The organism is Agarivorans albus, from assembly GCF_019670105.1.
In the GTDB taxonomy this organism is placed as follows: domain Bacteria; phylum Pseudomonadota; class Gammaproteobacteria; order Enterobacterales; family Celerinatantimonadaceae; genus Agarivorans; species Agarivorans albus.
Genome location: NZ_AP023032.1, coordinates 733,201 through 758,836, shown reverse-complemented (window position 1 = coordinate 758,836; position 25,636 = coordinate 733,201). Strand labels below are relative to the sequence as shown.

Annotated in this window: 25 protein-coding genes; 7 read left to right on the top strand and 18 right to left on the bottom strand. The window is 44.0% G+C overall.

Going from position 1 to position 25,636, the window contains the following annotated elements; all coding sequences use genetic code 11:
* Window positions 1-6: 6 nt before the first annotated feature.
* From thrC to thrA, 3 genes are read right to left on the bottom strand one after another with little or no spacing between them, the layout of a single operon-like run.
* Window positions 7-1,284 carry a threonine synthase gene (thrC, locus tag K5620_RS03655; protein WP_016400851.1) on the bottom strand — a complete coding sequence of 426 codons (1,278 nt, stop codon included), beginning with the start codon at window positions 1,282-1,284 and terminating at the stop codon, window positions 7-9.
* On the bottom strand, window positions 1,281-2,246 hold the full coding sequence (gene thrB, locus K5620_RS03650) for a homoserine kinase (RefSeq protein WP_016400850.1): 966 nt from the start codon (window positions 2,244-2,246) through the stop codon (window positions 1,281-1,283). The genes thrC and thrB overlap by 4 nt, the downstream gene beginning before the upstream one ends.
* A 1-nt stretch (window position 2,247) precedes the next feature.
* Entirely contained in the window at window positions 2,248-4,719 is a 2,472-nt protein-coding gene (thrA, locus tag K5620_RS03645) for a bifunctional aspartate kinase/homoserine dehydrogenase I (protein ID WP_016400849.1), read from the bottom strand.
* Window positions 4,720-5,258: 539 nt separating this feature from the next.
* On the opposite strand from thrA, the gene aceK reads away from it, so the two are divergent.
* Window positions 5,259-6,965 carry a bifunctional isocitrate dehydrogenase kinase/phosphatase gene (gene aceK, locus K5620_RS03640; protein WP_016400848.1) on the top strand — a complete coding sequence of 569 codons (1,707 nt, stop codon included), beginning with the start codon at window positions 5,259-5,261 and terminating at the stop codon, window positions 6,963-6,965.
* A gap of 134 nt (window positions 6,966-7,099) precedes the next feature.
* A complete protein-coding gene (locus K5620_RS03635) occupies window positions 7,100-7,651 on the top strand; it encodes a hypothetical protein (RefSeq protein WP_016400847.1) in 552 nt (183 codons plus the stop codon).
* Here the strand turns inward: K5620_RS03635 and K5620_RS03630 are convergent.
* Both K5620_RS03630 and K5620_RS03625 read right to left on the bottom strand, forming a co-directional pair.
* A complete protein-coding gene (locus K5620_RS03630; protein WP_016400846.1) occupies window positions 7,648-8,145 on the bottom strand; it encodes a putative 4-hydroxy-4-methyl-2-oxoglutarate aldolase in 498 nt (165 codons plus the stop codon). The two genes, K5620_RS03635 and K5620_RS03630, sit on opposite strands and share 4 nt — an antisense overlap.
* The gene (locus K5620_RS03625) at window positions 8,096-8,563 is read right to left on the bottom strand and encodes a DUF3293 domain-containing protein (protein WP_215426355.1); all 468 of its coding nucleotides are present in this window, start codon (window positions 8,561-8,563) and stop codon (window positions 8,096-8,098) included. The genes K5620_RS03630 and K5620_RS03625 overlap by 50 nt, the downstream gene beginning before the upstream one ends.
* A gap of 344 nt (window positions 8,564-8,907) precedes the next feature.
* On the opposite strand from K5620_RS03625, the gene arcA reads away from it, so the two are divergent.
* Together arcA and pykF are read left to right on the top strand one after the other, a co-directional pair.
* Entirely contained in the window at window positions 8,908-9,618 is a 711-nt protein-coding gene (arcA, locus tag K5620_RS03620; RefSeq protein WP_016400844.1) for a two-component system response regulator ArcA, read from the top strand.
* 250 nt (window positions 9,619-9,868) lie between these two features.
* Window positions 9,869-11,281 carry a pyruvate kinase PykF gene (gene pykF, locus K5620_RS03615; protein ID WP_016400843.1) on the top strand — a complete coding sequence of 471 codons (1,413 nt, stop codon included), beginning with the start codon at window positions 9,869-9,871 and terminating at the stop codon, window positions 11,279-11,281.
* A 58-nt stretch (window positions 11,282-11,339) separates the two neighbouring features.
* Here pykF and K5620_RS03610 read toward each other — a convergent pair whose 3' ends face one another.
* Window positions 11,340-11,933: a gamma-glutamylcyclotransferase family protein gene (locus tag K5620_RS03610; protein WP_016400842.1), complete on the bottom strand. Its 594-nt coding sequence runs from the start codon at window positions 11,931-11,933 to the stop codon at window positions 11,340-11,342.
* Window positions 11,934-11,975: 42 nt separating this feature from the next.
* Window positions 11,976-12,542 (bottom strand): SOS response-associated peptidase family protein, encoded by a 567-nt coding sequence (locus K5620_RS03605; protein ID WP_215426354.1) that lies wholly within the window; start codon window positions 12,540-12,542, stop codon window positions 11,976-11,978.
* A gap of 113 nt (window positions 12,543-12,655) precedes the next feature.
* On the opposite strand from K5620_RS03605, the gene K5620_RS03600 reads away from it, so the two are divergent.
* Entirely contained in the window at window positions 12,656-13,111 is a 456-nt protein-coding gene (locus tag K5620_RS03600; RefSeq protein ID WP_016400840.1) for a methylglyoxal synthase, read from the top strand.
* A gap of 1 nt (window position 13,112) precedes the next feature.
* On the opposite strand, the gene K5620_RS03595 is transcribed toward K5620_RS03600, so the two are convergent.
* The 3 genes from K5620_RS03595 to K5620_RS03585 all read right to left on the bottom strand — a co-directional run bounded on the left by K5620_RS03595 (window position 13,113) and on the right by K5620_RS03585 (window position 15,637).
* Window positions 13,113-13,751 (bottom strand): super-infection exclusion protein B, encoded by a 639-nt coding sequence (locus K5620_RS03595; RefSeq protein WP_016400839.1) that lies wholly within the window; start codon window positions 13,749-13,751, stop codon window positions 13,113-13,115.
* Between the two features lie 114 nt (window positions 13,752-13,865).
* Entirely contained in the window at window positions 13,866-14,858 is a 993-nt protein-coding gene (dusA, locus tag K5620_RS03590; protein WP_016400838.1) for a tRNA dihydrouridine(20/20a) synthase DusA, read from the bottom strand.
* A gap of 188 nt (window positions 14,859-15,046) precedes the next feature.
* A complete protein-coding gene (locus K5620_RS03585) occupies window positions 15,047-15,637 on the bottom strand; it encodes a hypothetical protein (protein WP_016400837.1) in 591 nt (196 codons plus the stop codon).
* A 195-nt stretch (window positions 15,638-15,832) separates the two neighbouring features.
* On the opposite strand from K5620_RS03585, the gene K5620_RS03580 reads away from it, so the two are divergent.
* The gene (locus tag K5620_RS03580) at window positions 15,833-16,654 is read left to right on the top strand and encodes a glycosyltransferase family 2 protein (RefSeq protein ID WP_016400836.1); all 822 of its coding nucleotides are present in this window, start codon (window positions 15,833-15,835) and stop codon (window positions 16,652-16,654) included.
* A 216-nt stretch (window positions 16,655-16,870) separates the two neighbouring features.
* Window positions 16,871-17,338 (top strand): chemotaxis protein CheX, encoded by a 468-nt coding sequence (locus K5620_RS03575; protein WP_016400835.1) that lies wholly within the window; start codon window positions 16,871-16,873, stop codon window positions 17,336-17,338.
* 68 nt (window positions 17,339-17,406) lie between these two features.
* Here K5620_RS03575 and K5620_RS03570 read toward each other — a convergent pair whose 3' ends face one another.
* The 8 genes from K5620_RS03570 to rplI all read right to left on the bottom strand — a co-directional run bounded on the left by K5620_RS03570 (window position 17,407) and on the right by rplI (window position 25,605).
* Window positions 17,407-18,012: a peroxiredoxin C gene (locus K5620_RS03570; RefSeq protein ID WP_016400834.1), complete on the bottom strand. Its 606-nt coding sequence runs from the start codon at window positions 18,010-18,012 to the stop codon at window positions 17,407-17,409.
* Between the two features lie 431 nt (window positions 18,013-18,443).
* Window positions 18,444-19,523 carry an alanine racemase gene (alr, locus tag K5620_RS03565; RefSeq protein WP_016400833.1) on the bottom strand — a complete coding sequence of 360 codons (1,080 nt, stop codon included), beginning with the start codon at window positions 19,521-19,523 and terminating at the stop codon, window positions 18,444-18,446.
* Window positions 19,524-19,529: 6 nt separating this feature from the next.
* On the bottom strand, window positions 19,530-20,948 hold the full coding sequence (dnaB, locus tag K5620_RS03560) for a replicative DNA helicase (RefSeq protein ID WP_016400832.1): 1,419 nt from the start codon (window positions 20,946-20,948) through the stop codon (window positions 19,530-19,532).
* 132 nt (window positions 20,949-21,080) lie between these two features.
* Window positions 21,081-21,374: a c-type cytochrome gene (locus K5620_RS03555; protein WP_040306938.1), complete on the bottom strand. Its 294-nt coding sequence runs from the start codon at window positions 21,372-21,374 to the stop codon at window positions 21,081-21,083.
* Between the two features lie 137 nt (window positions 21,375-21,511).
* Window positions 21,512-22,129 carry an ATP-binding cassette domain-containing protein gene (locus tag K5620_RS03550; protein WP_016400829.1) on the bottom strand — a complete coding sequence of 206 codons (618 nt, stop codon included), beginning with the start codon at window positions 22,127-22,129 and terminating at the stop codon, window positions 21,512-21,514.
* Complete coding sequence (locus tag K5620_RS03545) at window positions 22,129-23,817, bottom strand: ABC transporter permease (protein ID WP_040306937.1); 1,689 nt, start codon at window positions 23,815-23,817, stop codon at window positions 22,129-22,131. Before K5620_RS03545 ends, K5620_RS03550 begins: the two co-directional genes overlap by 1 nt.
* Complete coding sequence (locus K5620_RS03540) at window positions 23,814-24,995, bottom strand: ABC transporter substrate-binding protein (RefSeq protein ID WP_016400827.1); 1,182 nt, start codon at window positions 24,993-24,995, stop codon at window positions 23,814-23,816. The genes K5620_RS03545 and K5620_RS03540 overlap by 4 nt, the downstream gene beginning before the upstream one ends.
* Window positions 24,996-25,152: 157 nt before the next feature.
* Window positions 25,153-25,605 carry a 50S ribosomal protein L9 gene (gene rplI, locus K5620_RS03535; protein ID WP_016400826.1) on the bottom strand — a complete coding sequence of 151 codons (453 nt, stop codon included), beginning with the start codon at window positions 25,603-25,605 and terminating at the stop codon, window positions 25,153-25,155.
* Window positions 25,606-25,636 lie beyond the last annotated feature (31 nt).

Below are 25,636 nucleotides of genomic sequence, written 5' to 3'. Positions count from 1 at the left end.
ATCAGCTTAGATGCTCATTAATAAAGTACGCAGTTGAGCAAAATCAGCGGGCATTTCTTTAGATAACAAGTCTAAGTCTGCTCGGTCAGCTAGCGGTTTTGGTAGGTCAATTTCACGTTCTAGAATCTCTTCTACGCTTTCTTTAAACTTAGCTGGGTGAGCGGTACACAGGAATAAACCTTGTTCGCCATCGGCTAGTTGCTCGGTAAGCTGCTGGTAAGCAATCGCGCCATGCGGCTCACACACGTAACCTAAGTCATCTAGAGCTTTAACTGCTTCAGCAGTTTGCTCATCAGTCATGGCCCCTTTGCCTAGGTCACTTAGCGGCCAGCCTTTGGTTTTAAACAGCTCTTCAACACGTGGCCAGTTGTTTGGTTGGCTCACGTCCATCGCATTAGATAAGGTAGCTTGTGTTGGTTTAGGCTCCCAGTTACCTGACGCTAAGTAACGTGGCACCGTATCGTTTACGTTAGTGGCAGCAATAAAACGCTTAATCGGTAAGCCCATAGCTTTAGCAATTAAACCGGCGGTTAAGTTACCAAAGTTGCCCGAAGGCACTGCAACCACTAGTTGCTCACGTTGCGCTTTAGGTAGCTGTGCAGCAGCTTCAAAGTAGTAACAAACCTGCGCCACCAAACGGCTAATATTGATAGAATTTGCCGAGTTTAGGCCAATAGCTTGTTTAAGCTCTTGGTCGTCAAAGGCTTGTTTAACCATGCTTTGACAAGCATCAAAATCAGACTCTACCGCTACCGTAGTAATGTTGCCACCAAGGGTACAAAACAGCTTTTCTTGCAGTGGGCTAATCTTACCTTTCGGGTAAAGCACCACTACGTTAATGTTTTCCATGCCATAAAAAGCATGTGCCACAGCTGCGCCGGTATCGCCCGAGGTAGCGGTTAAGATAGTGGTTTTATTACCATTAGAGAACTTGGCTAAACACTGAGCCATAAAGCGGCCGCCAAAATCTTTAAAGGCTAAAGTTGGACCATGAAATAGCTCTAGCGCGCTGATTTGCTCAGTCACCTTATTTAACGGTGCAGTAAAAGTGAAGGCCTTGCTTACCATGTCAAATAGCTCAGCTTCAGACAGCTCGTTGTCTAATAAAGCCGCAAGTAATTTAGCGCAACGGGCATGAAAATCTAGTTCCAGCACCGCATCAATATCATCAAATGCAGGAATGCTATCGGGAAAGAATAAACCTTGCTGTTTACCCAAGCCTTGTTTTACTGCCTGAGTAAAGCTCACCTGCTCTTCGTTGTGTTTTAAGTTATATAAATTCATAGCGACGTTCCTGTTACTCGTGTGCCTTGCTCATCAATTTTACAAACATGGCAAAATCCATCTTCGTTTTGAATAAAGTGTTGTTCTAACCAAGCCTTGGTTCGCTCAGCTTGTTCTAATACTGGGGTAACAATATAAACCGTTGGCCCAGAGCCTGAAATACCGCTGGCTAATGCACCACTTTGCGCTGCATAGCTGCGTACTTCATCAAATCCTGGAATCAATTTCGCACGGTAAGGTTCAGCCACAATATTGTCCTTTAATAAGGCTGCGGCTAACTCTGGCTGCTTACTATAACTGGCATGAACAAAACCTGCCAAATTACGGCCGAATTCTAAGGTGTCTTGGCGGCGATACTGCGCCGGCAAAATAGAGCGTGCTTGAGCGGTTGAAATATTAATGCCTGGGTAGGCAACAATCCAATACCAATCTTCAAAATGGGGAATAGCTTGGCTAGTCACCCCGGCTTCTTGCAACATGAGCTGCATGCCACCTAAATAACATGGCGCTACGTTATCGTAGTGCACGCTGCCGCTAATTTGGCCTTCTAACTCGCCCATCATAATTAGCATTTGCTCTTTATTAAATGGCGAATCAAGGTAGGCATTTAAGCCCTCTAACGCAGCCACTACCGAACACGCACTAGACCCCAAACCACTGCCAATAGGCAGGTTCTTTTCTAGGGTCATCTTAACGCAGCCAAGTACCTTGCTATGATGCTCTGCATACTGCTTAACAAAGTAGTGGTAGCAATCATAAAGGATGTTCTGTTTAGGATCGGCTGGCAGTTTATGTGCGTATGGACCAACATTTTCGATGATCACATCATCACCGCTGGCAGCTTCAACCAATACTCGGTCACCTAATAGTTGCCCATCAATTGGCGAAAGCGCTGCACCTAAGCTGTCGAAACCTACACTTACATTGGCCGTAGAGGCTGGAGCATAAACAACAACACTCATATTACACCTCTTGGTTCCAGTTAAGCGTTCTTAATACGTCGGCAAATACGCCCGCTGCTGTTACTGCAGTACCCGCACCATAACCACGCAATACTAATGGAATTGGCTGGTAGTAACGGCTGTAGAAGGCCAAGGCATTCTCACCGTCTTTCACGCGGTGTAATGGGTCATCTGCCGCAACGGCACTTAACGACACTTTGCAAACACCCTTATCGATGCTGCCTAGATAACGCAGTACTTTGCCTTCGGCGGCCGCTTCATCCATAAGCTTAGCGAAATAAGCGTCGGCTTCAGGCAAGCGTTGCATAAACGCCTCGGTATCTCCGCTTGAATCAAAATTTGGTGGCAAGGCCATATCAATTTGAATATCTTCAATGCTTAGTGGCATGCCTGCTTCACGCGCGAGTATTAGCAGCTTGCGCGCTACATCCATACCCGATAAATCATCACGCGGGTCTGGTTCGGTAAAGCCATTTTCACGGGCGATTGTAGTGGCCTCAGAAAAGCTCATGCCTTCGTCTAGCTTGCCAAAGATAAATGACAGAGAACCAGACAAAATACCGTTAAAGCGCTCTAATTTATCGCCCGCTTTTAGCAGGTTCTGTAGGTTTTCAATCACTGGCAAACCAGCACCTACGTTAGTGTCGTATAAGAACTTACGGCGCATTGCCATGGCCGTTTTACGTAGCTGCTGGTAGTACTCCATGCTCGAAGTGTTGGCTTTTTTGTTGGCCGTAACCACGTGGAAGCCATTCGCTAAAAATTCTGCATATTTACCGGCGATATCATCGTTGCTGGTACAGTCTACGATCACAGGATTAATTAAGTGGCTTTGGTCTACCAAGTTAGTGACATTATCTAAAGTAAAGCCACCATTTTCTTCGGTTGCAGCCAATTGCTCTTGCCAGTGCTCAAGATCCAAACCTTTTGAATCTAATAGCAACTTACGGCTGTTAGCTACGCCACAAACACGAATACCGATTTGCTGTTCTTTTAAATGACTCTGCTGCGCATGAATCTGCTCTAACAAAGCGCCGCCAACACCACCTACCCCAATTAGGAATAAGTCGATAAAGTGCATGCTGTTAAAGAAGTTTTGATGACAGGCGCGAATCGCTTCAGCTGCTTTGTCTTGCGACACAACTGCAGAAATTGAACGCTCAGACGAACCTTGAGCAATAGCAACAATGTTAATCGCCACTTCTGCCAGTGAGGTAAAGAAGCGAGCGGCAACACCTTTACTGCGGCGCATGCTGTCGCCCACTAAAGAAATAATCGCTAGCTTATCAATGGCTTCAATTGGCTCTAATAGCTGGTTAGCTAACTCGAGTTCAAACTCTTCGTTTAGCGCAGCCAAGGCACGCGATGCATCAATACTGTGAATACAAAAACTTACGCTGTATTCGCAGCTAGATTGCGTAATAAGGGCAACCGATACTTTACTGCGCGAAATGCTCTCAAAGATCCGCCCGGCCATGCCAACCATGCCTTTCATGCCAGGGCCAGACACCGTCAGCATGGTTAGTTCTGATAAGCTTGATAAAGCTTTAACAGGCAAGTCATCTTGTGCAGGGCTTTGCGCGCCAATCAAGGTGCCTTCACCTTGTGGGTTAAAGGTGTTCTTAATAAGGCAAGGAATATGGTATTGAGCAATTGGGGCAATGGTTTTGGGATGAAGTACTTTAGCGCCAAAGTAGCTAAGCTCCATCGCTTCTGGATAACTTAAACTGCGCAGCAATCGAGCATCTTCAACAATACGAGGATCACAGTTGTAAACACCATCTACATCGGTCCAAATCTCGCAACATTCCGCATCTAAACAAGCTGCCAAAACTGCTGCGCTGTAATCAGAACCGTTACGCCCAAGCACTACAGTTTCACCTTGCTCGTTACCCGCAGTAAAACCAGGCATTAGGTAGATGAGATCTTCTTGAATCATCGCCTTGTTCAAACGCTGTTTAGAGGCTTGAATATCAACAACCGCCTCTAGGTAACCACCGGAAGTAGCCACTAACTTTTGCTGAGGAATGATGATTTCGGCGCTATGACCACGAACCGACAACAAGTGGTTCATAGTATGAATGCTGAGCTTTTCGCCAGTAGACAGTACTTTGGCGCGAATGTTGTCTGGGCACTGCTGTAATAACGCTACGCCTTTCAATAGTTGGCGAAGCTCGCCCAACTCTTGGTGCACCATTAACTGCATTTGCTCTATGGCAAAGCCAGCGTATTTCTCTTTTAGTTTTGACAATAGCTCTTGGAAGGTAGCGTCAATGCGGGTCAAATAGCTTTCGCCATCGTTACCGTGACTAACTTTATCGACTACAGCAACCAAATCATTGGTTACCCCAGCAGGGGCAGACAATACCACTGCCATTTGAGATTGATGCTGATTGCTTAACACAATGTCTGCTGCGCGATTAAAGCGCTCAGCGTCAGCTAAAGATGATCCACCAAATTTTAAGACTCGCATTATTCCTCCCAAAAAAAAACCCGTATCGTGGTTGATACGGGCTTTCTTCGATGTAGTAAGTTGCTACAACCAGCCCGACCCGCATGTGGTGGTGCGGGTAATAGTTCCGGTGGTTGTGTAAGCAAAACGTACTAGCATCTTAATAAAAAACTAAATCCAATTTATGGCCATACCTTAACCAGCTGAGGTGGATAGTCAAGCTTTATTTATCTAAGCCAAATGCATAAAAGTGCGCTTTTAGCCTTATTTATGCTTTAAAGGAAGGTTTTTTAAAGAATAAGCTTGGCTCCGCATAAAAGATACTGAGCATAACAAACAGCTTAAAATAGCAGCTTTTAATCGAAAATTCAGGGCACTAGCGCCTTTTAACCTTAGCGCTTGAAAGCAACCTTTACTCGATGTGCGAAAACTAGACGAAACGACCGAGTAAGGTGCTAGATATGGAGATGAATACCACAGCCGCAACTTCACAACAAAAATTTGAACAGGTGTTTAAATCCTGCCATAGTGGATAAAAAAACAACAATAAGAAATAGCCGATGACGCAATTAATGGAACACCAAGCCGCCCACGCCATGCTGCAGCGCTTCAATAGCTTTTATCAATGCTTCCTGGAAGTAACTAGAGGTGCTCAAAAACGCTTTGAAGAAGCTGACTGGATGTCGGTGCAGCTTGCCTCACGAGAACGTATTCGCCTTTATGACCACCACGTAACTGAGGCACGAGCAGCGATTAAACAGCTCACCGGCCACCTACAACGAAGCGATGCCTTTTGTGCAGCGGTAAAATCTCATTACTCAGAGTTGCTTAAACAGCATGATAATTTTGAAGTAGCCGAGTCGTTTTTCAATTCTGTCTATCAGCGTTTATTTCATCATCGCTATATAGAAGAAAGCCAACTGTTTATTCGCCCTAGCCGATGCAGCAAACTGTTTGATTACCAACTGCTTACCCATACTTATCAGAATACCTCGTTGGATACCTTATTAAAGCAGCTCTTCGAAGACTATCGCTTTAATATCGAATACGAAGATTTACCTCGCGACATAGAGTTTATTAAGCAACGCTTGACGGAACTTCCGCAGCTGGATCAGCAACAGCTACACAAAATAACGATGTTACAACCGGTGTTTTACCGAAACAAAGCCGCTTACCTTATTGGCCAATACACCAGTGAAGCTCATAGTTTTCCCATAGTGTTTCCCTTACTTAATCAGCAAGGCAAAGTGGCTGTTGATAGCGTGCTAATTGATAGTGACGAAGTGAGTATTATTTTTGGCTTTGCGCGCTCTTATTTCATGGTAGATGCCCCAGCCCCGCGCCGGATAGTCAATTTTCTTAAGCAACTGTTGCCCAATAAAACTGACTACGAGCTATTTACCGCCATTGGCTGTCAAAAACATGGTAAAACCGAATTATATCGCCACTACCTCAATCACTTGCACAATTCCAGTGATCAATTTGAGCTAGCACCCGGCATTAAAGGCATGGTGATGAGTGTATTTACCCTGCCCTCGTATGATGTTGTATTCAAAATTATTAAAGATGAATTTACCCCGCCCAAAGACGTAAGCCACGCCATTGTAAAAGAGAAATACCGACTGGTAAAACAGCACGATAGAGTGGGAAGAATGGCGGATACTCAAGAGTTTTCTAACGTTGAATTTCCACTAGCGCGCTTCAGCCAGAGCTTACTAGATGAACTGCAAGCGGTTGCGCCTTCGGTGCTGCATATCGAGGGAGATTCCATCACCATTAAACACTTATATACAGAACGGAAAATGATCCCGCTTAACATGTACCTGGATCAAGCTGACGAAGCGCAAACTCGGCAAGTTATTGATGAGTATGGCAATGCCATTAAACAGCTAGCTGCTGCCAATATTTTCCCCGGAGATATGCTGTTTAAGAATTTCGGGGTCACCCGTCATGGTCGTGTAGTATTTTACGACTATGATGAAATCTCCTATATGACGGAATGTAATTTTAGAGAGTTTCCAAAATCTCAATATCCTGAAGATCAATGGGCGGCACAACCCTGTTATTCGGTGGGACCTAACGATATCTTCCCTGAGGAATTTGCCACCTTTTTATTGGGAAAACCCATCGTTAAACAGGTATTTAAAGAGTTACATGCAGAGCTTTTTCAAGCCAGTTTTTGGCAAGATCTGCAGCAAAACATTAAAAACGGCCAGTTTGAAGACGTATATCCATACAGAAGACGCCGTCGATTTATTAACCGCTAGACGATTGTGCTAGAAAATTTGGCTTTAAAATCATTTATTGGGCTTTCTGCAAATTTTTGAAGATCCACAATGATCTTAAAGTGATGATCAACCATACTACTGTTACTAAGAAAAATAATAACAAGGAGACGGCAGTGGCTAAGTTACTATTCCAGCATTCGATTGCTGCTGTGCTTGTTATTGCCAGCGGCTCTTTAGCGGCTGCTGAAGTAGAAAATGAAATGAGCTTAAGCTACGGCGATGGCGAACACGTTCAGCTATCGTCACGTAGCCAGGTGAAAAATTGGTACATCACTGGTTACAACAACAGCCAATTTGTGAGTACCGGTGAATCCAATGATGTTGATTCGTGGTTTTTCAACGGTGGTTATCAACACAAGCTTCGCAATGAGCTATCTTTGTTCGTTGAAGCTGGGGTTAACAACCAATACGACGACATTGCCACACGTAAAGGCTTTAACCTTTCAACTGGGCTTAACTACCAACCCTTAAAAAGCTTGTCTATCCAAAGTAAACTCGTGCAAGTTCACCAACCCAAGTACGACAATACTGAGCATAGCTTAGAACTATCTAGCACCTACCACCTGCTGAAGAACATTGATGTGAAAGCCGTTTATCAAGTTGAGGCTCAACAAGATAAAGAGACGCAACAACAAGTGCAGTTTGGTTTAGGCTATCGCTTTTAAGCAAACCCTTCCGGCAACTGCAACGCTTGATCACTCACTAAAATTCCATTTTCATCAGCATATAAGTACATACCCGGCTGAATAGTTTGGCCAGCAAAACTTACTGACCCGGCTGTTTCCCCCAAGCCCTTACGCTCTGTTTTCATTGGGCAAGCTGCTAATGCCCTAACCCCCAATTCCATAGTGTTAATGGCAGCTACATCTCTAACAGCACCAAAAATTACCACGCCCGCCCAGCCCTGTATGTAAGCAGAGTCTGCAATGAGATCTCCCATTAAGGCTCTTTGGGTACTTCCTCCGCCATCAACAACCAATACCCTCCCCTCACCAGGGCTGGCCAATAACTCTTTTACTCGGCTGTTATCTTGCCAACATTTAGCGGTTTCCACTTGGCCATGAAACAGCTTTTTAGCTCCATAAATCTGGAAAACGGGCTCGAGTAATTTAACTTGAGTTGGATATAGGTCGCACAGTTCCGGTAGTAGATCTTGCATAGTGATAGTCCTCTATCATCTTGTTGTAAGCCCAAGGGTTATTAAACCAGCGGGGCGGTATTTCTCCGAGGCTAGAATGGGCGCTCGCTAAACGCTTAGTGTCGTAAAGGTAACATTCGTTATCTAACCAATAAAAGGCCTTTTGTCTGAAAGCCTTTGCAATATGTTGAGCATCAATTAACGAGCAGTCAACAATTGCACTATATTCGTAATGATTTAGATCCCTTGAGCCAGCAAATACCCAAAAGTGACGAAACTGATGACGCTGCAAAAATGAAATAAAATGACAGTCAAGCCAGTGATTAAATCGTCGAGTTCGCGTCACACCATCAGGATTACTCGCGGTGATAACAGCAAGTTCTTGATATTTAAAGTCGGTATTTGCCAGAAAAATGGTGTTTTGATACAAATTAAACATGTAGTTTATTTTCAGTATTGATTAGTAAAATTCGCTTTATTCGCAATTTTCGATTGATTTGAATCAAAAGCACCGCAGAAAACGTAAGCTTTTTTCAGACTCAAGTTGTTATATCACTGTTAAGCCCATAGAATATGTTTACTGCTTGTAACGAACAATGCATGTGGAAGGTCTCGTACGCTGATTTATCACGCGTTTTAGACAAACTATTTGTCTATTTTTTTGCCATTCAACGAGTTTTAACACAAACTCAACATGGATGAATAAGTAGCCATTGCCTCACCTTCTATATAGCGCTACCTGTTCACAAGCCAACTTTATTCTAAACAGCATTGGGGAAGACCATGACACCAAATATTCTAATTGTCGAGGACGAACTGGTCACTCGTAATACGCTAAAAAGCACTTTTGAAGCCGAAGGTTACAATGTGTTCGAAGCGATTGACGGCAATGAAATGAACAGCGTATTAGAAGCGCATTCTGTTCACTTAATTATCATGGACATTAACCTTCCTGGTAAGAATGGTCTGTTATTAGCGCGTGAGTTGCGCGACCGTGAGCAAATTGCATTAATGTTCCTAACCGGACGCGACAACGAAGTAGATAAGATCCTTGGCTTGGAAATTGGTGCCGATGACTACATCACCAAACCATTTAACCCACGTGAATTAACTATTCGAGCTCGCAACCTACTTAACCGTACCGTAAATGGTCAAGTAGCTAGTGAAGATAAAGGCACGGTTGAAGAATACCGCTTCAACGGTTGGACCTTAGACATTAATAGTCGCTCATTAGTTAGTCCAAACCAAGAGACTTACAAACTGCCACGTAGTGAGTTTCGCGCTATGCTGCACTTTGTTGAGAACCCGGGACAAATTCAAACCCGCGCAGACTTATTAAAGAAAATGACTGGTCGCGAGCTTAAACCACACGATCGTACAGTTGATGTGACAATTCGCCGCATCAGAAAACACTTTGAGTCGATCCCGGAAACACCAGAAATTATCGCCACCATCCACGGTGAAGGTTATCGTTTCTGTGGTGAAATTGAATAAGCGATAAAATCGCATCAAAACCTCGCAGTTTGGCGAGGTTTTTTTATACTTGCTAGATGCTCAAATAATGAGCAAAACAGCGAGCTTTTACAAAATTGCACAATTAACAAGCCACATTTGTGAATTATAAATCGACATTATTTTGATCGACATTCGGATTTGTAGTTATTTTTCTACATATCCTTTTGTGATCAATCTTGTATAATGTGCGCAGATTTTTTACTAGCATCCTTAACGGAGAGTCACTTCAATGAAGAAAACCAAAATAGTTTGTACCATTGGTCCAAAAACTGAATCGGTAGAAATGCTAACTAAGTTAGTTGAGTCAGGCATGAACGTAATGCGCCTTAACTTCTCTCACGGCGACTTTGCTGAGCACGGCACTCGCATCAACAACCTACGTGAAGTTGTTAAGAACACTGGCAAATCTGCTGCTGTTTTATTGGATACCAAAGGTCCAGAAATCCGCACTATTAAACTAGCTGGCGGCGAAGACGTTAGCCTAGTTGCTGGTCAAGAGTTCACTTTCACTACAGACCAAACTGTAATCGGCGATGCAACTCGCGTAGCGGTAACTTACCCTGGTTTTGCTGCTGACTTGAAAGTAGGCAACATCATCCTAGTAGATGACGGCCTAATTGAAATGGAAGTTATCGCAGTATCTGATGACGAAGTTAAGTGTACTGTTCTTAACAACGGTGACTTAGGCGAAAACAAAGGTGTTAACCTTCCTGGCGTTATCGTTCAACTTCCTGCTCTTTCTGCTAAAGATAAAGGCGACTTAATCTTTGGTTGTGAGCAAGGTGTTGATTTCATCGCAGCATCATTCATTCGTAAGAAAGAAGACGTACTAGAAATTCGTCAACTTCTTAAAGAGAATGGCGGCGAGAAGATCCAAATCATCTCTAAAATCGAAAACCAAGAAGGTGTAGATAACTTCGACGAAATTCTAGAAGTTTCTGACGGCATCATGGTTGCTCGTGGTGACTTAGGTGTTGAAATCCCAGTTGAAGAAGTAATCTTCGCTCAGAAGATGATGATTGAGAAGTGTAACCGTGCACGTAAGTTGGTTATCACTGCAACTCAAATGCTTGATTCAATGATCAAAAACCCACGTCCAACTCGTGCAGAAGCGGGCGACGTTGCTAACGCAATCCTAGACGGTACCGATGCAGTAATGCTTTCTGGTGAGTCTGCTAAAGGTAAATACCCTGTAGAAGCTGTATCTATTATGGCAACTATTTGTGGTCGTACTGACGCAGTAATGCCTTCTAACTTAGATCCAGCACGTGATAGCGGTAAACTACGCATCACTGAAGCGGTATGTAAAGGTGCTGTAGAAACTTCTGAGAAGCTAAGTGCTCCTCTTATTGTTGTTGCTACTGAAGGTGGTAAGTCTGCGAAATCTGTTCGTAAATACTTCCCACAAGCTAACATCTTAGCAATTACTACTAACACTAAAACTGCTGCTCAACTTTGCTTAACTAAAGGTGTTATTCCTCACGTTGTTGAAAGCATTGAAAGCACTGACTCTTTCTACGCGCTTGGTAAAGATTTAGCGATGGAATCAGGCCTTGCAAACAAAGGCGACATCGTAGTGATGGTATCTGGTGCCTTAGTACCTTCTGGTACTACTAACACTTCTTCTGTACACGTACTGTAAACTACGTTTATAGAAGCTAAAAAAGGCGCCTTAGGCGCCTTTTTTTATGCCCAAATTCTTAGCTATGAGCGACCGGGTTGTAATCAGCCAAATGCGCCATATCATTTAGTATCGAATCAATTTGCTCTAAGGCTAGAGCATCCATATTAATGGCCCTTGGGTAAATAGGTTGATGACGGTCATCTAACCAGTGGCTTACCCAATAATTGGTCGAAAGCAAAAACTCACGCGCGTATTGCTCATTTACCGCCAAACACCCTCGCAAACACACATCTAAATAAGACTGTAAAATAGGGCTATTGCTCTGTGGATGCCAATACTCTTTAGCCACATAGGTATATATTTTAACCGCTGGCTTTGGCAGCGTATCTAAGAGATCAAGCTGTGAAACATCGAGTAATACTCTATCGTAATCTTCTTCGCGTTTATCCAGTTCAGGCAAGAAGCTTTCATCAAAAGGAATCAGCACCCCATTCACACTAGCATTATTATCGGGGGTAATTACAACAGCGGAACGGTCATCAGCGCTTTTCAAACCACTCCAATAACGTTGGTAGCCATGTAACCGCGCAGCATACGCATGTTCACCAGGAAAGGTACACTGTCTGCAATCTGCATCAATTAAACTGCCATAACCAAAAATGTAAATCATCAATCACTCCTAGAAACTTGATGCGACAAAATATACTTGCAACTAAAACAAGCTAATCTGTGGGCTATTGCTCGACACATGATAATGAAACTGCTCCGCCTTATATTTACAAGGATCCCCGGCCAACCAGCGCAAGCCTTGCTCAAGTTCAAACAACAAAGGCATGCGATGATGATATTGCTGTAAAGCGCTCGCTGCAGCTTGAGTAAGAACAACTAAGTGCTGTTTTCCCTCAGGAGCCTGCAAATACAAACCGCCCAGCAATAATACATTTTGATGCTCCAAACTAAACTCAAAACGTTCTTGATTACGCCATTCATGCCACGCTTTTACTGGCAGTAAACAACGCTGGGTTTTCCAGGCGTTTTGAAACATAGCTTTATTAGCAGCGCTTTCTACTCGAGCATTAATAACAAGTTGGGGATGTTGAGGGTGCTTTATTCCCCAGATAAAAGGCTTACAACGCAGGGTTTCCTGCTCAATAATCAAAGCTGGCAACGACTCGCTAGGGCGATACTGTTTGGTTTCGCCAAAATCTAGAAATAACGAATCCACACCTACGGCTTGTCGTATTTCATATTCACCGCCAATCATTACGCTACCGCACACGTTTTTGTTATCCCACCTTGATTATCTGCTGGCTGTTGCTAGCTAATAGTAAATACAAACAGTAACATAATCTGTAGTAAACGCTTTCAAACTAATCGTATTTAAGAGGTAACATGGATACAACCACCCGCACCATGAACGTTCGCAAACGTATTGCATTGGTAGCCCACGACCATAAAAAAACGGCGTTAATTAACTGGGCGAAAAATCATCGCGAAGATTTAATTAAACATCAACTATTTGGAACAGGCACCACCGGCACACTGTTGTCACAGCAAGGGTTTGAAGTAGAGGCCTTGTTAAGCGGTCCAATGGGTGGTGACCAACAATTAGGCGCAATGATTGCGGAAGGTAAAATAGACTTAATGATCTTCTTCTGGGATCCACTAGACGCGGTTCCGCATGACCCTGATGTAAAAGCGCTACTGCGTTTGGCTGCGGTATGGAATATACCAATGGCTACCAACCAAGCGACGGCTGAATTTATCTTGGCCAGCCGTCACTTTAATCAGGAGTTTTCGGTAGATGTCCCCGATTACGCGGGTTATCTAAAACAGCGTACTAGTTAAACTACGCTGCCGTTTGGCTTTCGGTATCACCGGCACGGATCCTAAATAGTTTCCCAGAGTGAGTACGATTTGCTTTGTAATCTGGCTGTAAAAAGCGAGGGCGAATTGATTTCAAATGTTCAATTTGCTCTTCGTTTAACTTACCAACCGGTAAGCCTAAAGCTTTGTAACTCAATAATGGCCGCGCCGCTAAATTTATCATCATGTCCACATTGCTTCGCTGCTCGTGAACATGTTGATCATTCATTGGCTTTAACACACCATTTTCCATTAAGTTTGCTACGGCAGGCTCTTTTAACGGCAGACTTAATACGCTGCGACGAGTAATAATAAACTCGCGTAAAATAGCACGCTCAGAATGATCCAAACACGAGATCATCGAAGCGAGTCGTTGTAATTCTCGACGATGCTGAACGGCTCCCGTAATACTGGTCATAATCAACAACAACCCGCGGCTAAGAAAATAAGCCAAGCCCGTTACACAACTAATAGTTAACACCATACTCAGTTGCGCGTTTAAGCCTGCTTCAGGTAACCACTGCTTGGGAATAACCAGTAACATGCCACTGGCGGTAAGCACCCACGCCATAAAAATGTCTAATATGCCCCAGCGGGCGATTAAACGTCCTAAAAATTCCATTGTTTTGCACTCCTGACAAAAAGCTGACTCTTCGCAGGTAGTGATAGCAAGGGCTGTGCCAGATAATAATAAGGCCGCATAAAGCGGCCTCAATTAAACAAGTAAGCAAGCTAACTAGGCTTCTTGATGCTCTGGAACTAAGTCCATTGCGGCTTGCATCACTTCAATGCCAGCACCTTTCTTATGCGCATTCTCGCTTAAATGCCTACGCCAAGCACGCGCTCCCACACAACCTTGGAACAACCCCAGCATGTGGCGGCTAATATGCTGTAAACGGCCGCCTTGTGCCAAATGGTTTTCAATATATGGCAGCATTAACTCAGCCACTTGATGGCGGCTTAATGCTGGCTGCGGATCGTCAAAGATCTGTTGATCCACATCCGCTAATAGGTAAGGGTTTTGATAAACCTCGCGGCCTAGCATAACGCCATCAAGATGCTTTAAGTGTTCTTGCACTTGTTCCAAGCTAGCAATTCCGCCATTTACGCTTATGGTTAGCTGCGGGTAATCAGCTTTTACTTGGTAAGCTCTTGGGTAATCTAACGGAGGAATATCTCGATTCTGCTTTGGACTAAGACCAGACAACCAAGCTTTACGCGCATGAATAATAAAGGTTTCGCAACCAGCTTCAGCCACCGGCTCAATAAAGTCTTTTAGAAACTGATAACTATCTTGCTCATCGATACCAATCCGTGTTTTTACCGTCACTGGAATCTTAACTTGTTGCTGCATTTTACTAACACATTCCGCCACCAGCTCAGGCTCGGCCATTAAACAAGCGCCAAAACGGCCATTTTGCACGCGATCTGATGGACAACCAACATTCAGGTTTACTTCGTCATATCCCAAATCTTCAGCGCGTTTTGCACATTCGGCTAATTCCTGCGGATTTGAGCCGCCCAGTTGTAAAGCTAGTGGATGCTCTTGCTCAGAGAAGCCTAAGTAATCCCCTTTGCCATGTAAAATCGCACCTGTTGTTACCATTTCAGTGTAAAGCAGAGTATTTTTGCTCATCAAACGGTGGAAGTAACGACAGTGACGGTCAGTCCAATCGAGCATAGGCGCAACAGAAAAGCGATGAGGTTGGTAAGGTGAAACTTGGGTCATGGGCTCAACATAATAATAAAAAGCTAAAAGATCAAAGCACTACGTTCGTAAGCCAAGCTTGTTTTAGCTAGCCGCTATCAAGTGCATCTAAATACCTGAGTTAACTTAACTCAGCCAGCAATTATACTACGGCTGAGTAGGTATTGCCCAATCTTGTCAGAGAATACTTTGCCTTAACTAAGCTTTACTTATTCGAGTAAAAATTGAAATTCGCCAGCTTTAACCCACTCGGCTAACCAGCTTGCACGGCCTACAAGTTTGCCTTCATAACGCTGCTCTCCATTAACTGAGTACACGCCACGTTTTGGCACGATACTAAAAGCCAGCTGCCAATTAGAATAGCCATTGATAGAGCTATCTTTTTGGGGCTCGGGGAGCCTTGCAAACTCACCAACAAACTCATACACCTCTGCTCCACTTCTATCAATAAACGAACCGCTTAAATCAGGCTGAATAATCAGTGATATAGTCCAGTTTTCAGCCGCCAACTGCTCAGCATTTGGGTAAACAAACACCCTACCATGTGCTTGTTTTCGCAACTCAAGTTCGCCATTAAATACTGTTATCCAGCCATTGTGGTAAACGGTTTTATCATGTACCACTGAGCCCATATTCCATTCATCGCCGTCGCGAAATGGCTCGGTATAACGAATGGTTCGCAAATAATCAGGGCCTTCAAAATTGAGCACAAACATTTCATCATGGTTTATCTCTGCAGCAGCATAAACAGCGCCTTCAAAAAGAGAGAAAAGAAAAGCTGCAGCGATTAATTTCTTCATTTCACTTCCTTGTATTTAACCATGCAATAGGCAAGGTCTGTTGAGAGTGCTAGTTCAAACTCTACGCCGGCATCATCGATAAACTTATCTTAAGTCACTTGCTCAACTAACTTTAACTGGTAGTCTGGCATTTGTAATAACTAGCACAACTGTATAAAACCTGATTAAGGTGATGAAACTTTCAAGGATGAAAGAATGGAAGCCAAAACCTCGGTGGTGATCCCATATTTTAATAATCAGCAGTTTATTTCTAAAACTGTGAGCTCTGTAATCGAACAAACTCAGCCAGCGCTAGAACTAATCATTGTGAATGATGGTTCAAGCAAGGAAGCCCGACAATACCTAGAGCAATTTAGCTCGGTGGCGACTATTGTTGATCACCCCAGTAATCTCGGAATAGCTGAAGCACGAAACAATGGAGTTAAGGCTGCCAAAGGTGAGTTCATTGCATTTCTAGATGCCGATGATTATTGGGATAAACACAAACTTGCACTTCAACAGCAAATTATGGAGAGCGAGCCGGAACTCTCTGGTTGTCACTGCGCCACCAATATCTTTTCTGAAGAAGGTGAAGCCAGCGAAACCTGCGACGCTAAACCACTTTATCTTAGTATGAGTGATAGCCTGGTAGACTCGCATATTGTTCCTTCGAGTTGGCTAGTTAAACGAAAAGACTTTATCGAGGCTAAGGGCTTCGATTCTCAGGTTATCGCAGAAGACTATGATTTGTTTCTCACACTGCTTGCCAAAGGTCATCGATATAAGTTTATTGCGAAACCACTGGTGTGGTTTCGCAGAGCAAATCAAGGCAACGAGTCTGGTCGTTGGCAATACATTTTTTACGGGCGCTTAAAGGTGTTTAAAAAACACTGGCAAGATTTATATAAAACAGGGGGGACTTGGGCACTGTGTAATAACTTACAGCGAACCTTTGAGCTAGCAGCTTGGAGATCCAGCGGCATTCATTATTATCTTTTTAGGCTTTTCGCGACGATAATTCCTAACAACTATAAATGAGCCGAAGGCTAAAAGGATATAAATGAGAATATCAACTGAGTCTCAACGATTCAGTGAAACACTTCTTAAAAATATGACTAATAGTTGCAGCTCATCGGATCTCGTGCGATTCTTATAATAATTCTCAATAGTTTTTGTGGCTTTGGTCTTCAGCCTGTTTAAGCGCTTGATTTAAATTTGACCAAAATCACCCACAGTAGGAAGTTATCGGTCACTATGGACGTAAATTTTGTTAACCCTTTTCTAAAGTCTCTTTTAAACGTGCTCGAAACCATGGCTCAACTAGAGCTAAAGCCAGGTAAGCCAGGGCTTAAAAAAGATGAAATTGCACGCGGTGATGTTTCTGGACTGATTGGTATGGTTGGCCCACAAACTAAAGGCTCTTTATCAATCAGTTTTGATAAAGGCTTGGCTATTGAAATTATGCGCCGCATGTTAGGTGAAGCGCCAGAATCTATTAATGAAGAAGTCACCGACATGGTTGGTGAAATTACTAACATGGTGACTGGTGGTGCGAAACGCTTACTGGCTGAAGATGGCTACGATTTTGATATGGCGACCCCGGTGGTAGTATCAGGTCCGTCTCATACCATTACTCATAAAACTGAAGGACCTAAAGTGTTGATCCCTTTCACTTCTATTCATGGTCACGCCACCATAGAGATTTGTTTCGAAAATATTTAGTTTTATGCGATAAATACAAAAAAGCCCGCTGTTGCGGGCTTTTTACTTTCTAGCTAACTAGCGGCTTATTATAGGCCTTCAGCGTTAGCAGATAAGTACTTAGCAACGCCTTCAGGGCTTGCGTCCATACCTTCTTTACCTTCTTCCCATTGTGCAGGACATACTTCGCCGTGCTTCTCGTGGAAGTTTAATGCGTCAACCATACGTAGCATTTCGTCAATGTTACGGCCTAAAGGTAGGTCATTAACTACTTGGTGACGAACAACACCGTTAGTGTCGATTAGGAAAGAACCACGGAAAGCAACACCAGCTTCTGGATGCTCTACATCGTAAGCCTGACAGATTTCGTGTTTAACGTCTGCTACTAGTGGGTATTTAACTTGACCAATACCGCCATCTTCAATAGCAGTGTTACGCCATGCGTTGTGAGAGAACTGAGAATCGATAGATACACCGATTACTTCAACGCCTTTATCTTGGAAATCTTGGAAACGGTGATCAAAAGCGATCAACTCAGAAGGACAAACAAAAGTAAAATCTAGTGGGTAGAAGAATACTACCGCAGCTTTACCTTTGATGTGCTCACTTAGCGTAAAGGCATCAACAATTTCGCCGTTACCTAGAACAGCAGCGGCAGTAAAGTCTGGAGCAGGACGACCAACTAATACACTCATTTCGTATTCCTTGTTAAATAGGTTATCAATTTCGCTATAAATAATGCGCCAAAATTGTCGACTTGACGAATTGATCTAATCAATTAATTCGATAGGCTGTAACTATCAAAATATAGATTAATAATTCAGCACCCAATTAATAGCCTAATTTGATGAACTTGTAAATACTAGGATCTGTTGATCTTTGGTGTTGAAATTTTGTTCGAGATAAGTGGGCTTTAATCGCGGCGAGCACTTAGAAGCCTAGTGGGCTAAGCAAGAAGTGCTTAACAAAGAGCAAAGTTCGCGTATCCGAATCCTTCGGGCAGCATTTCTTAGCCATTTATTCAGCGTTAGCGAGTGATTATTAAACCCACTTAACTGCACACTCACTGCCTTGCCTAAATGGCTAATAAATTGCTGCAAAAACCATCAGCAAAGATCTACAGACCCTAGTTTGTGTAAGTTATACGAACTCTTGAAGTCAACTTAGTGACCAGCTCATAAGCGATAGTGCCAACCGCCTTTGCAATCGTCTCAACGGGTAACTCTGGCCCCCAAAGTATTACTTTGTCGCCGACCTTATCCTTACAATCTGGGCCAAGGTCAACACACAACATATCCATAGAGACCCGTCCAACAATAGGCACTAAGCGACCGTTAAGCCACACCGGCGTGCCATTAGGGGCGCTACGCGGATAACCATCTCCGTAGCCCATAGCAACTACGCCTAACCGAGTATCTTGTTCTGCTTGCCAAGTAGCTCCATAGCCTACCGACTCACCTTTTGGGTGTTCACGCACCGCGATAAGATTAGTTTGCAAGGTCATGGCTGGAATCAAACCAAAATCCGCACCGTTATTATCCACTTGAGGAGAAATACCGTACATGGAAATCCCTGGACGGTTCCACTGCGCATGAGCCTCTGGCCAAAGAAGAATTCCAGCCGAATTAGCTAACGAGCATTCCACACCAAGCTCTTTGGTTAATTCGCTAAACAATGTAATTTGCTGGGGTGTTAAAGGATGTTCTAGCTCATCAGCACAAGCAAAATGACTTATCAGCTTGAAAGGTGCCTGAATATTTTGGCACGTGCGAATTCGTGGTAATAAATGCTTAAATTGCTCGGGCAACAAACCCAAACGATGCATTCCTGTATCGAGCTTAATCCACGTCTCTAAGGGCTGCTTTAATGATAACTGTTCTACCAGCTCTAATTGCTGCTCGCTATGAATGACCGTAGCAACTTGATGTTGCGCTAACTCTTGTGCTTCTGCACCATCAAAAAAACCTTCTAGCACCAGGATATGCGATTTAATCCCCGCTTTGCGCAACGCGATCGCTTCTTTACAACGAGCAACGGCAAAACCATCTGCTAATTCCGCCAAAGCCTCTGCCACTTGCAACATGCCGTGGCCATAAGCGTTAGCTTTAATAACAACTAAAATTTTGCTACTAGGTGCACGTTGCTTTAATACTGCGTAATTATGTTTTAAAGCAGATAGCGAAACTTGCGCGTTAGCGATTTCCATTAGTACCTATTCGTCGTCGTAAAATTCGCCAGCCCAGTTATCAAAACGAGAGAACTGACCTTGGAAGGTAAGTGGAACACGGCCAATCGGGCCGTTACGCTGCTTACCAATAATGATTTCGGCAAGGCCTTTGTTATCCGTTCCTTCGTTATAAACTTCATCACGATAGATAAACATAATTAAGTCGGCATCCTGCTCAATAGAGCCCGATTCACGTAGGTCGGAGTTTACTGGGCGTTTATCGGCGCGCTGCTCCAAACTACGGTTAAGCTGAGAAAGCGCCACAACCGGTACGTTTAATTCTTTCGCCAGCGATTTAAGCGAGCGGGAAATTTCGGCAATTTCTAAGGTCCGGTTTTCACTTAAACCCGGTACTTGCATCAGCTGCAAGTAATCAATCATGATCATGCTAAGCCCGCCTTCTTCTCGCGCAACACGGCGAGCACGAGAGCGAACTTCGGTGGGGGTTAAGCCAGAAGAGTCATCCACATACATCTTCGATTTCTCGGCCATAAGGCCCATAGTGGAAGATAAGCGAGCCCAATCGTCATCATCTAGGGCGCCGGTTCTGATCTTAGTTTGATCAATTCGACCTAGAGAGGCCAACATACGCATCATGATTTGCTCAGAGGGCATCTCCAAACTAAAAATCAGAGCTGGTTTATCCTGGGTCATTGCTGCGTATTCACATAAGTTCATCGCAAAGGTGGTTTTACCCATCGATGGACGGGCAGCAACAATAATAAGATCGGAACCTTGTAAGCCTGCGGTTTTTTTGTCTAAGTCAGCAAAACCGGTAGATACACCGGTTACCCCGTCGTTAGGCGCTTTGTACAACTCTTCAATTTTATCAATGGTTTCGGCCAGCAAACCTTTTACTTCTTTAGGGCCTTCGTTGGCATTGGCGCGCGACTCAGCAATTTTAAATACTTTGCTCTCGGCAAAGTCCAACAAATCACTACTCTTTCGACCAGCCGGCTCATAGCAGCTATCGGCAATTTCATTAGCCACTGAAATTAGCTCTCTAGTTACCGCTCGCTCGCGAACAATTTCGGCATAGGCACGAATATTAGCAGCACTTGGGGTATTTTTAGCAATCTCCCCCAGATAAGCAAAGCCACCAATATCGTCTAATTGTTCTTGGCGCTCTAGTTCTTCCGATACTGTCACCAAGTCGATAGGCTGACCGCTTTCCGCCAAACGGTGCATGGCCGAAAATGTATATTGATGAGCACGTTGATAGAAGTCTTGCTCAACCACCAGCTCCGACACATTGTCCCAAGCGTTATTGTCGAGCATTAAGCCACCTAATACTGCCTGTTCAGCTTCTAACGAGTGTGGAGGCACTTTAAGCTGATCAATTTGCGAATCTTTAGGCTTTCTATCTTTATCTTTAAACTTACGAGAGGGCGCGCTGGCTGCCATAATCTTTCATTGCGGTTGTTTGTTACTGGCGCCTATTATGCGGGAATTATGCAGCCACACCAAGTAACATTTCTCCCAGGTTCAGAAACTAAAAAGCCAGCTCTAGGCTGGCTTATTGCAAAAAACGGCTGCTTACATTTTAGCGTAGTAGGCAGCTAATTCGGCAATTTCGGCGTCGGTTAAGTTAGCCGCTTGGCCCTGCATTACAACAGCTTGTCCACCATTACGCTGCTTATCACGATAGGCTTTAAGCGAAGATACTAGGTATTGCTCATTTTGGCCGGCTAAATGCGGATAGCCCGGAATCATAGCCTTTCCTTCAGCTCCGTGGCACGCAGCACATAATGGCGCTTTAGCTGGAGCCGCGCTTGCGGTTGATGCGACAAATGGTAGTGACAATGCCAACGCAATAATCAATTTGTTCATCTTCATCCTCTTTATTGTTATTGGGGATCTCTATGTGAGTCCTGACGCTTTCGCTCCACACAATAAAGCCTCAGGAAAATTAAGCTTATCAAATAAAACTCAACAGCAACAGCTTAATACTTAGGCAAAAACCACTATCAAAAAATCGAAATAGGCGGAGCTTGTAAACTGTCCTCAGCATCATGGGTAACTAACAGAGCCGGAATTGACAGCTCTTCAATTTTATCTCGCACAAACTCGCGAAACTGTTTGCGTAAGGGTTTATCTAGCTTGCTAAAAGGCTCATCAAGCAATAACAATTTCGGCTCTGCCAATAAACTACGTAATACACTTACCCTCGCCCGCTGACCGCCCGACAAACTAGCAATATCACGCTGCTGATAGCCAGGCATACCAGCATCAGCTAAAGCTTGTTCTATAAGTTGAGCTGCTTGGCCTTGTTTGGCATGCGCTAAGCCGTATTGCAGGTTTTGAGCAACATTAAAATGCGGGAACAGCAAATCATCTTGAAACAGCATTCCAACTTGGCGTTGCGCTTGCGGCATGTTCAGCAAAGATTTCCCGGCCAGACTCACTTCTCCCGAGCAAGTAAAGCCTTCGTTTAAAGTGCCGGCAATAGCCGCTAGAAAACTAGATTTACCACACCCACTCGGCCCCATAATAGTCACTATTTCGCCACCGGCCACCGACATATTAAGCTTGCTTAAAAAGTGCTGCTGAGCAAACGCCAAACCAAAATCTTTAATCTCTAACATTAACTATGCATCCCTCGAAAATGCCGGTAGCGCCATTTAGGCCAAGCAATAGCAGCACTGTACACCAGCAGTGGCAGTAAAGTTTGCCATATCACCATAACTGCAGTGACTCGCCTATCACCACCAGAAGCCAGCGCGACTGCTTCGGTGGTTAGAGTACTCACTCGCCCTGCTCCCACAAACAAAGTAGGCAAGTATTGAGCAATACTCACAGCAAAACCAATAGCAAAAGCCAAGCCTAAAGGACGAGTAAGCATGGGTAGTTTTACCGCCATAAAACTGCGCCAATAACTATGCGACAAACTAACCGCTGCCTGCATATAACGCTTATCAAAGGCCCGATAACTGCCAACCAAAGATAAATACACATAGGGTAGAACAAAAATAATGTGTGCCCAGATAACAGTAATGAGGTTGCCATCTAGGCGATACTTAAACAGCTGAACTTGCACACCAAATAAAAACACCACTTGAGGCAACAACAAAGGCAAGTACATCATTACTGACCACCAGCGCGACGTATTGGCTTGTTTTAATTGGTACTCCAAGCAGCCAACAACCAGTATTAAACTAATGGCGGCCGAAGAAAACGCAATGCCTAAACTATTAAATAATGGGGATAGCAAGTAACTCCCTGCTTGCTGCCAATAGTGCAAGCTCCACTGTGCAGGCAATACATCAGGAAATCGCCATCGCCAAGTTATTGACCAAATAAGGATCACCAATAAGCTCAATACTAAGCTAAGCACCAGTGTCACTAACAAACCACGGGCGAGTTTGCCGCGACTCGCTGATTTGCGAACACCTTGCATGGCTTTATTTAGTTGCCTAGTGAGATAGAGCTTTTCTAAGCCTAAAGACAACAAGACACTCAATACCACTACAGCAAGCAGCAGCAATGAGCCCGCTGCTCCCACTAAACGCAGATCGATATTGCTATCGCTAAACCACTGCCAAACCAGTAGTGCCAGGGTTACAGGCTTACTCGGGCCGATAATTTGCGCCACATCCACAACCGTAAGTGAGAACGCAAGCACCGTAAAAAACGGCAAGCGAATACGTTTAATTAACTGCGGGAACAAAATATCTTGCCATACTTGCTGGCTCGAATAAGCAAAGCTTTGGCCAAGTGCCAAACTGCGTTTTACTGGCAATTGAGAACAAGCAGACATTAATACCAGTAACATGAATGGTAACTCTTTCACCCACAAAGCGAGTATTAAGCTTAGCCCCCAAGCATCTTGAGTGGTTTGCCATAAAGGCGGATAGTTAAAGTCGGTTAACCAAGGGGAGACCAAACGCATCAGCCAGCCACTTGGCGCTAATAGAAATAATAAAGCAATGGCCATTGCAGCATGTGGGATGGCCAAAAATGGGGCCAGCGTTTTTTCTAGAAACTGCCACCAACGGCTTTGATAACAGTGCATGATTAGCCAAAGCGCCGATATCAATGACAATAAAGCAGCAGCCCAACCAGTAAACAGCGTAAGCAATACCGATTGCCATAATGAAGAATAACTAAATAGCTGTTGCCAAACGCTTAAGCTAAATTGGTGTTTTGACGCAATTGGAAAGTAGCCAAAAGCAGGTAAAAGCGTATCAATAAAACCAAACAGCAAAGGCAGCATCAGCAGTGCACAGGTCACCACTGGAAATAACACTGCTGCCTTTTTGGAAAATAGACTCATTGGCTATAGCGACGCAACCATTCTGCTTCTAATAAAGCGACCCAAGTAGCATGAGGTTCGCCTAAAACCTTGGCGCGATCTGCAGCACTTAAACTAGCTTGGTTTTGCTGTCCAGCAAAAAACTGCTGTTGTTCAGCGCTAAGTTTGTCCAAAGCCAATACCGTAGGGTCACCCCAATAGGTTAAATCGGCTTTACGTGCTTGCGCTTCAGGCGACAATAAAAAGTTGGCCACTACCATCGCACCTGCGCTGGCGTCACTATTAAACGGAATAGCCAAGAAATGAGTATTCCCTACTGTACCTACCTGATGCACATAACTACGTACCGATTCCGGCAATAAACCTTGTTCAATAGCAGCGGCAGGATCATTAGGGTTAAAGCTAAAAGCGATACTTAGCTCGCCATCATTTAGGAGCTGCTGCATTTGCCCGCTACCACTAGGGAAACTTTGGCCACGGCGCCACATTAATGGGTGTAACTGGTCTAAATAAGCCCATAGCTTGCTGGTAGCCTTATTAAAGTTTTGTTTATCAACCGGCTGATAAAGCTGCGCGGTGTCATCAATGGTTTCAAACAAGGCTTGTTTTACAAAAGTGGTACCATAAAAGCTTGGCGGAGCTGGATAACTAAATAAACCTGGGCTTTGCTGCAGGTAGCCAAGTAATGCTTGCATCGACGTTGGTGCTTGCTTAATCCGCGCACCGTCATAATAGAATGTCAGTTGGGCGCCTCCCCAAGGAGACTCGTAGCCTTCTACAGGTATGGTGAAGTCATACTGCAAGGCTGGGCTATTGGTATCGGTAAGTGCTAAATTTGGCAAGTCCTGGCTAAATGGACCATAGAGCAATTTGGCCTCTTTTAAAGCGCGAAAGTTCTCGCCGTTAACCCACACCAAATCAACGCTGCCACCGTTAGTTCTGCCACTCACTTTCTCTGCCAAAATACGGCTGACAACATTGGCGGTATCGGTAATTTTTACATGCTCAAGTTCAACACCATAGCGCTGCTTAACTTGCTCACCTGCCCAGCGAATATAGGCATTAATATTATCGGCTCCAGCCCAGGCATTAAAATACACGGTTTGCCCTTTAGCTTGCTGCTCTATGTCTGACCAGCTGTTATTGGCATGGGAAAAAACACTGATAAAGGCGGTCGCTAAAACCAAAAATAAACGCACTCTAACTCTCCTTGTTCAAGTAACCAATTTGCGACAACGAAATACTTATAGTCAAAACCGGATTTATCTCAACTATCTTTCAAAATCCTTTAAAATCATAGCCAATATACAAAAAAACCGCGCCTAGGCGCGGTTTTTTCAAGCTATTTAGCTGAAATTATTCAGCAGCAACAACTTGTAGAGTAACAGTAGCAGTTACGTCAGTGTGAACTTGAATAACAACTTCAACTTCACCTGTGTTACGTAATACACCGTTTGGTAGGCGAACTTCAGATTTAACTACTTCAACACCAGCAGCAGTTACAACATCAGCGATGTCGCGAGTACCGATAGAACCGAATAGTTTACCTTCTTCACCAGCTTTAGCTTCGATAACAATTGCTTCTAGAGCATTTAGTTTCTCAGCGCGAGCTTCAGATGCTTTCAAAGTTTCAGCTAGTTTAGCTTCTAATTCTGAACGACGAGCTTCAAAAACTTCTACGTTAGCTTTAGTTGCTGGAACAGCTTTACCTTGTGGGATCAAGAAGTTACGTGCGTAACCTGCTTTAACATTAACTTGATCGCCCAAACCGCCTAAGTTAGCGATTTTGTCTAATAGAATAATTTCCATTACCTTTCCTCGATTAATTCGATTGAGTTAG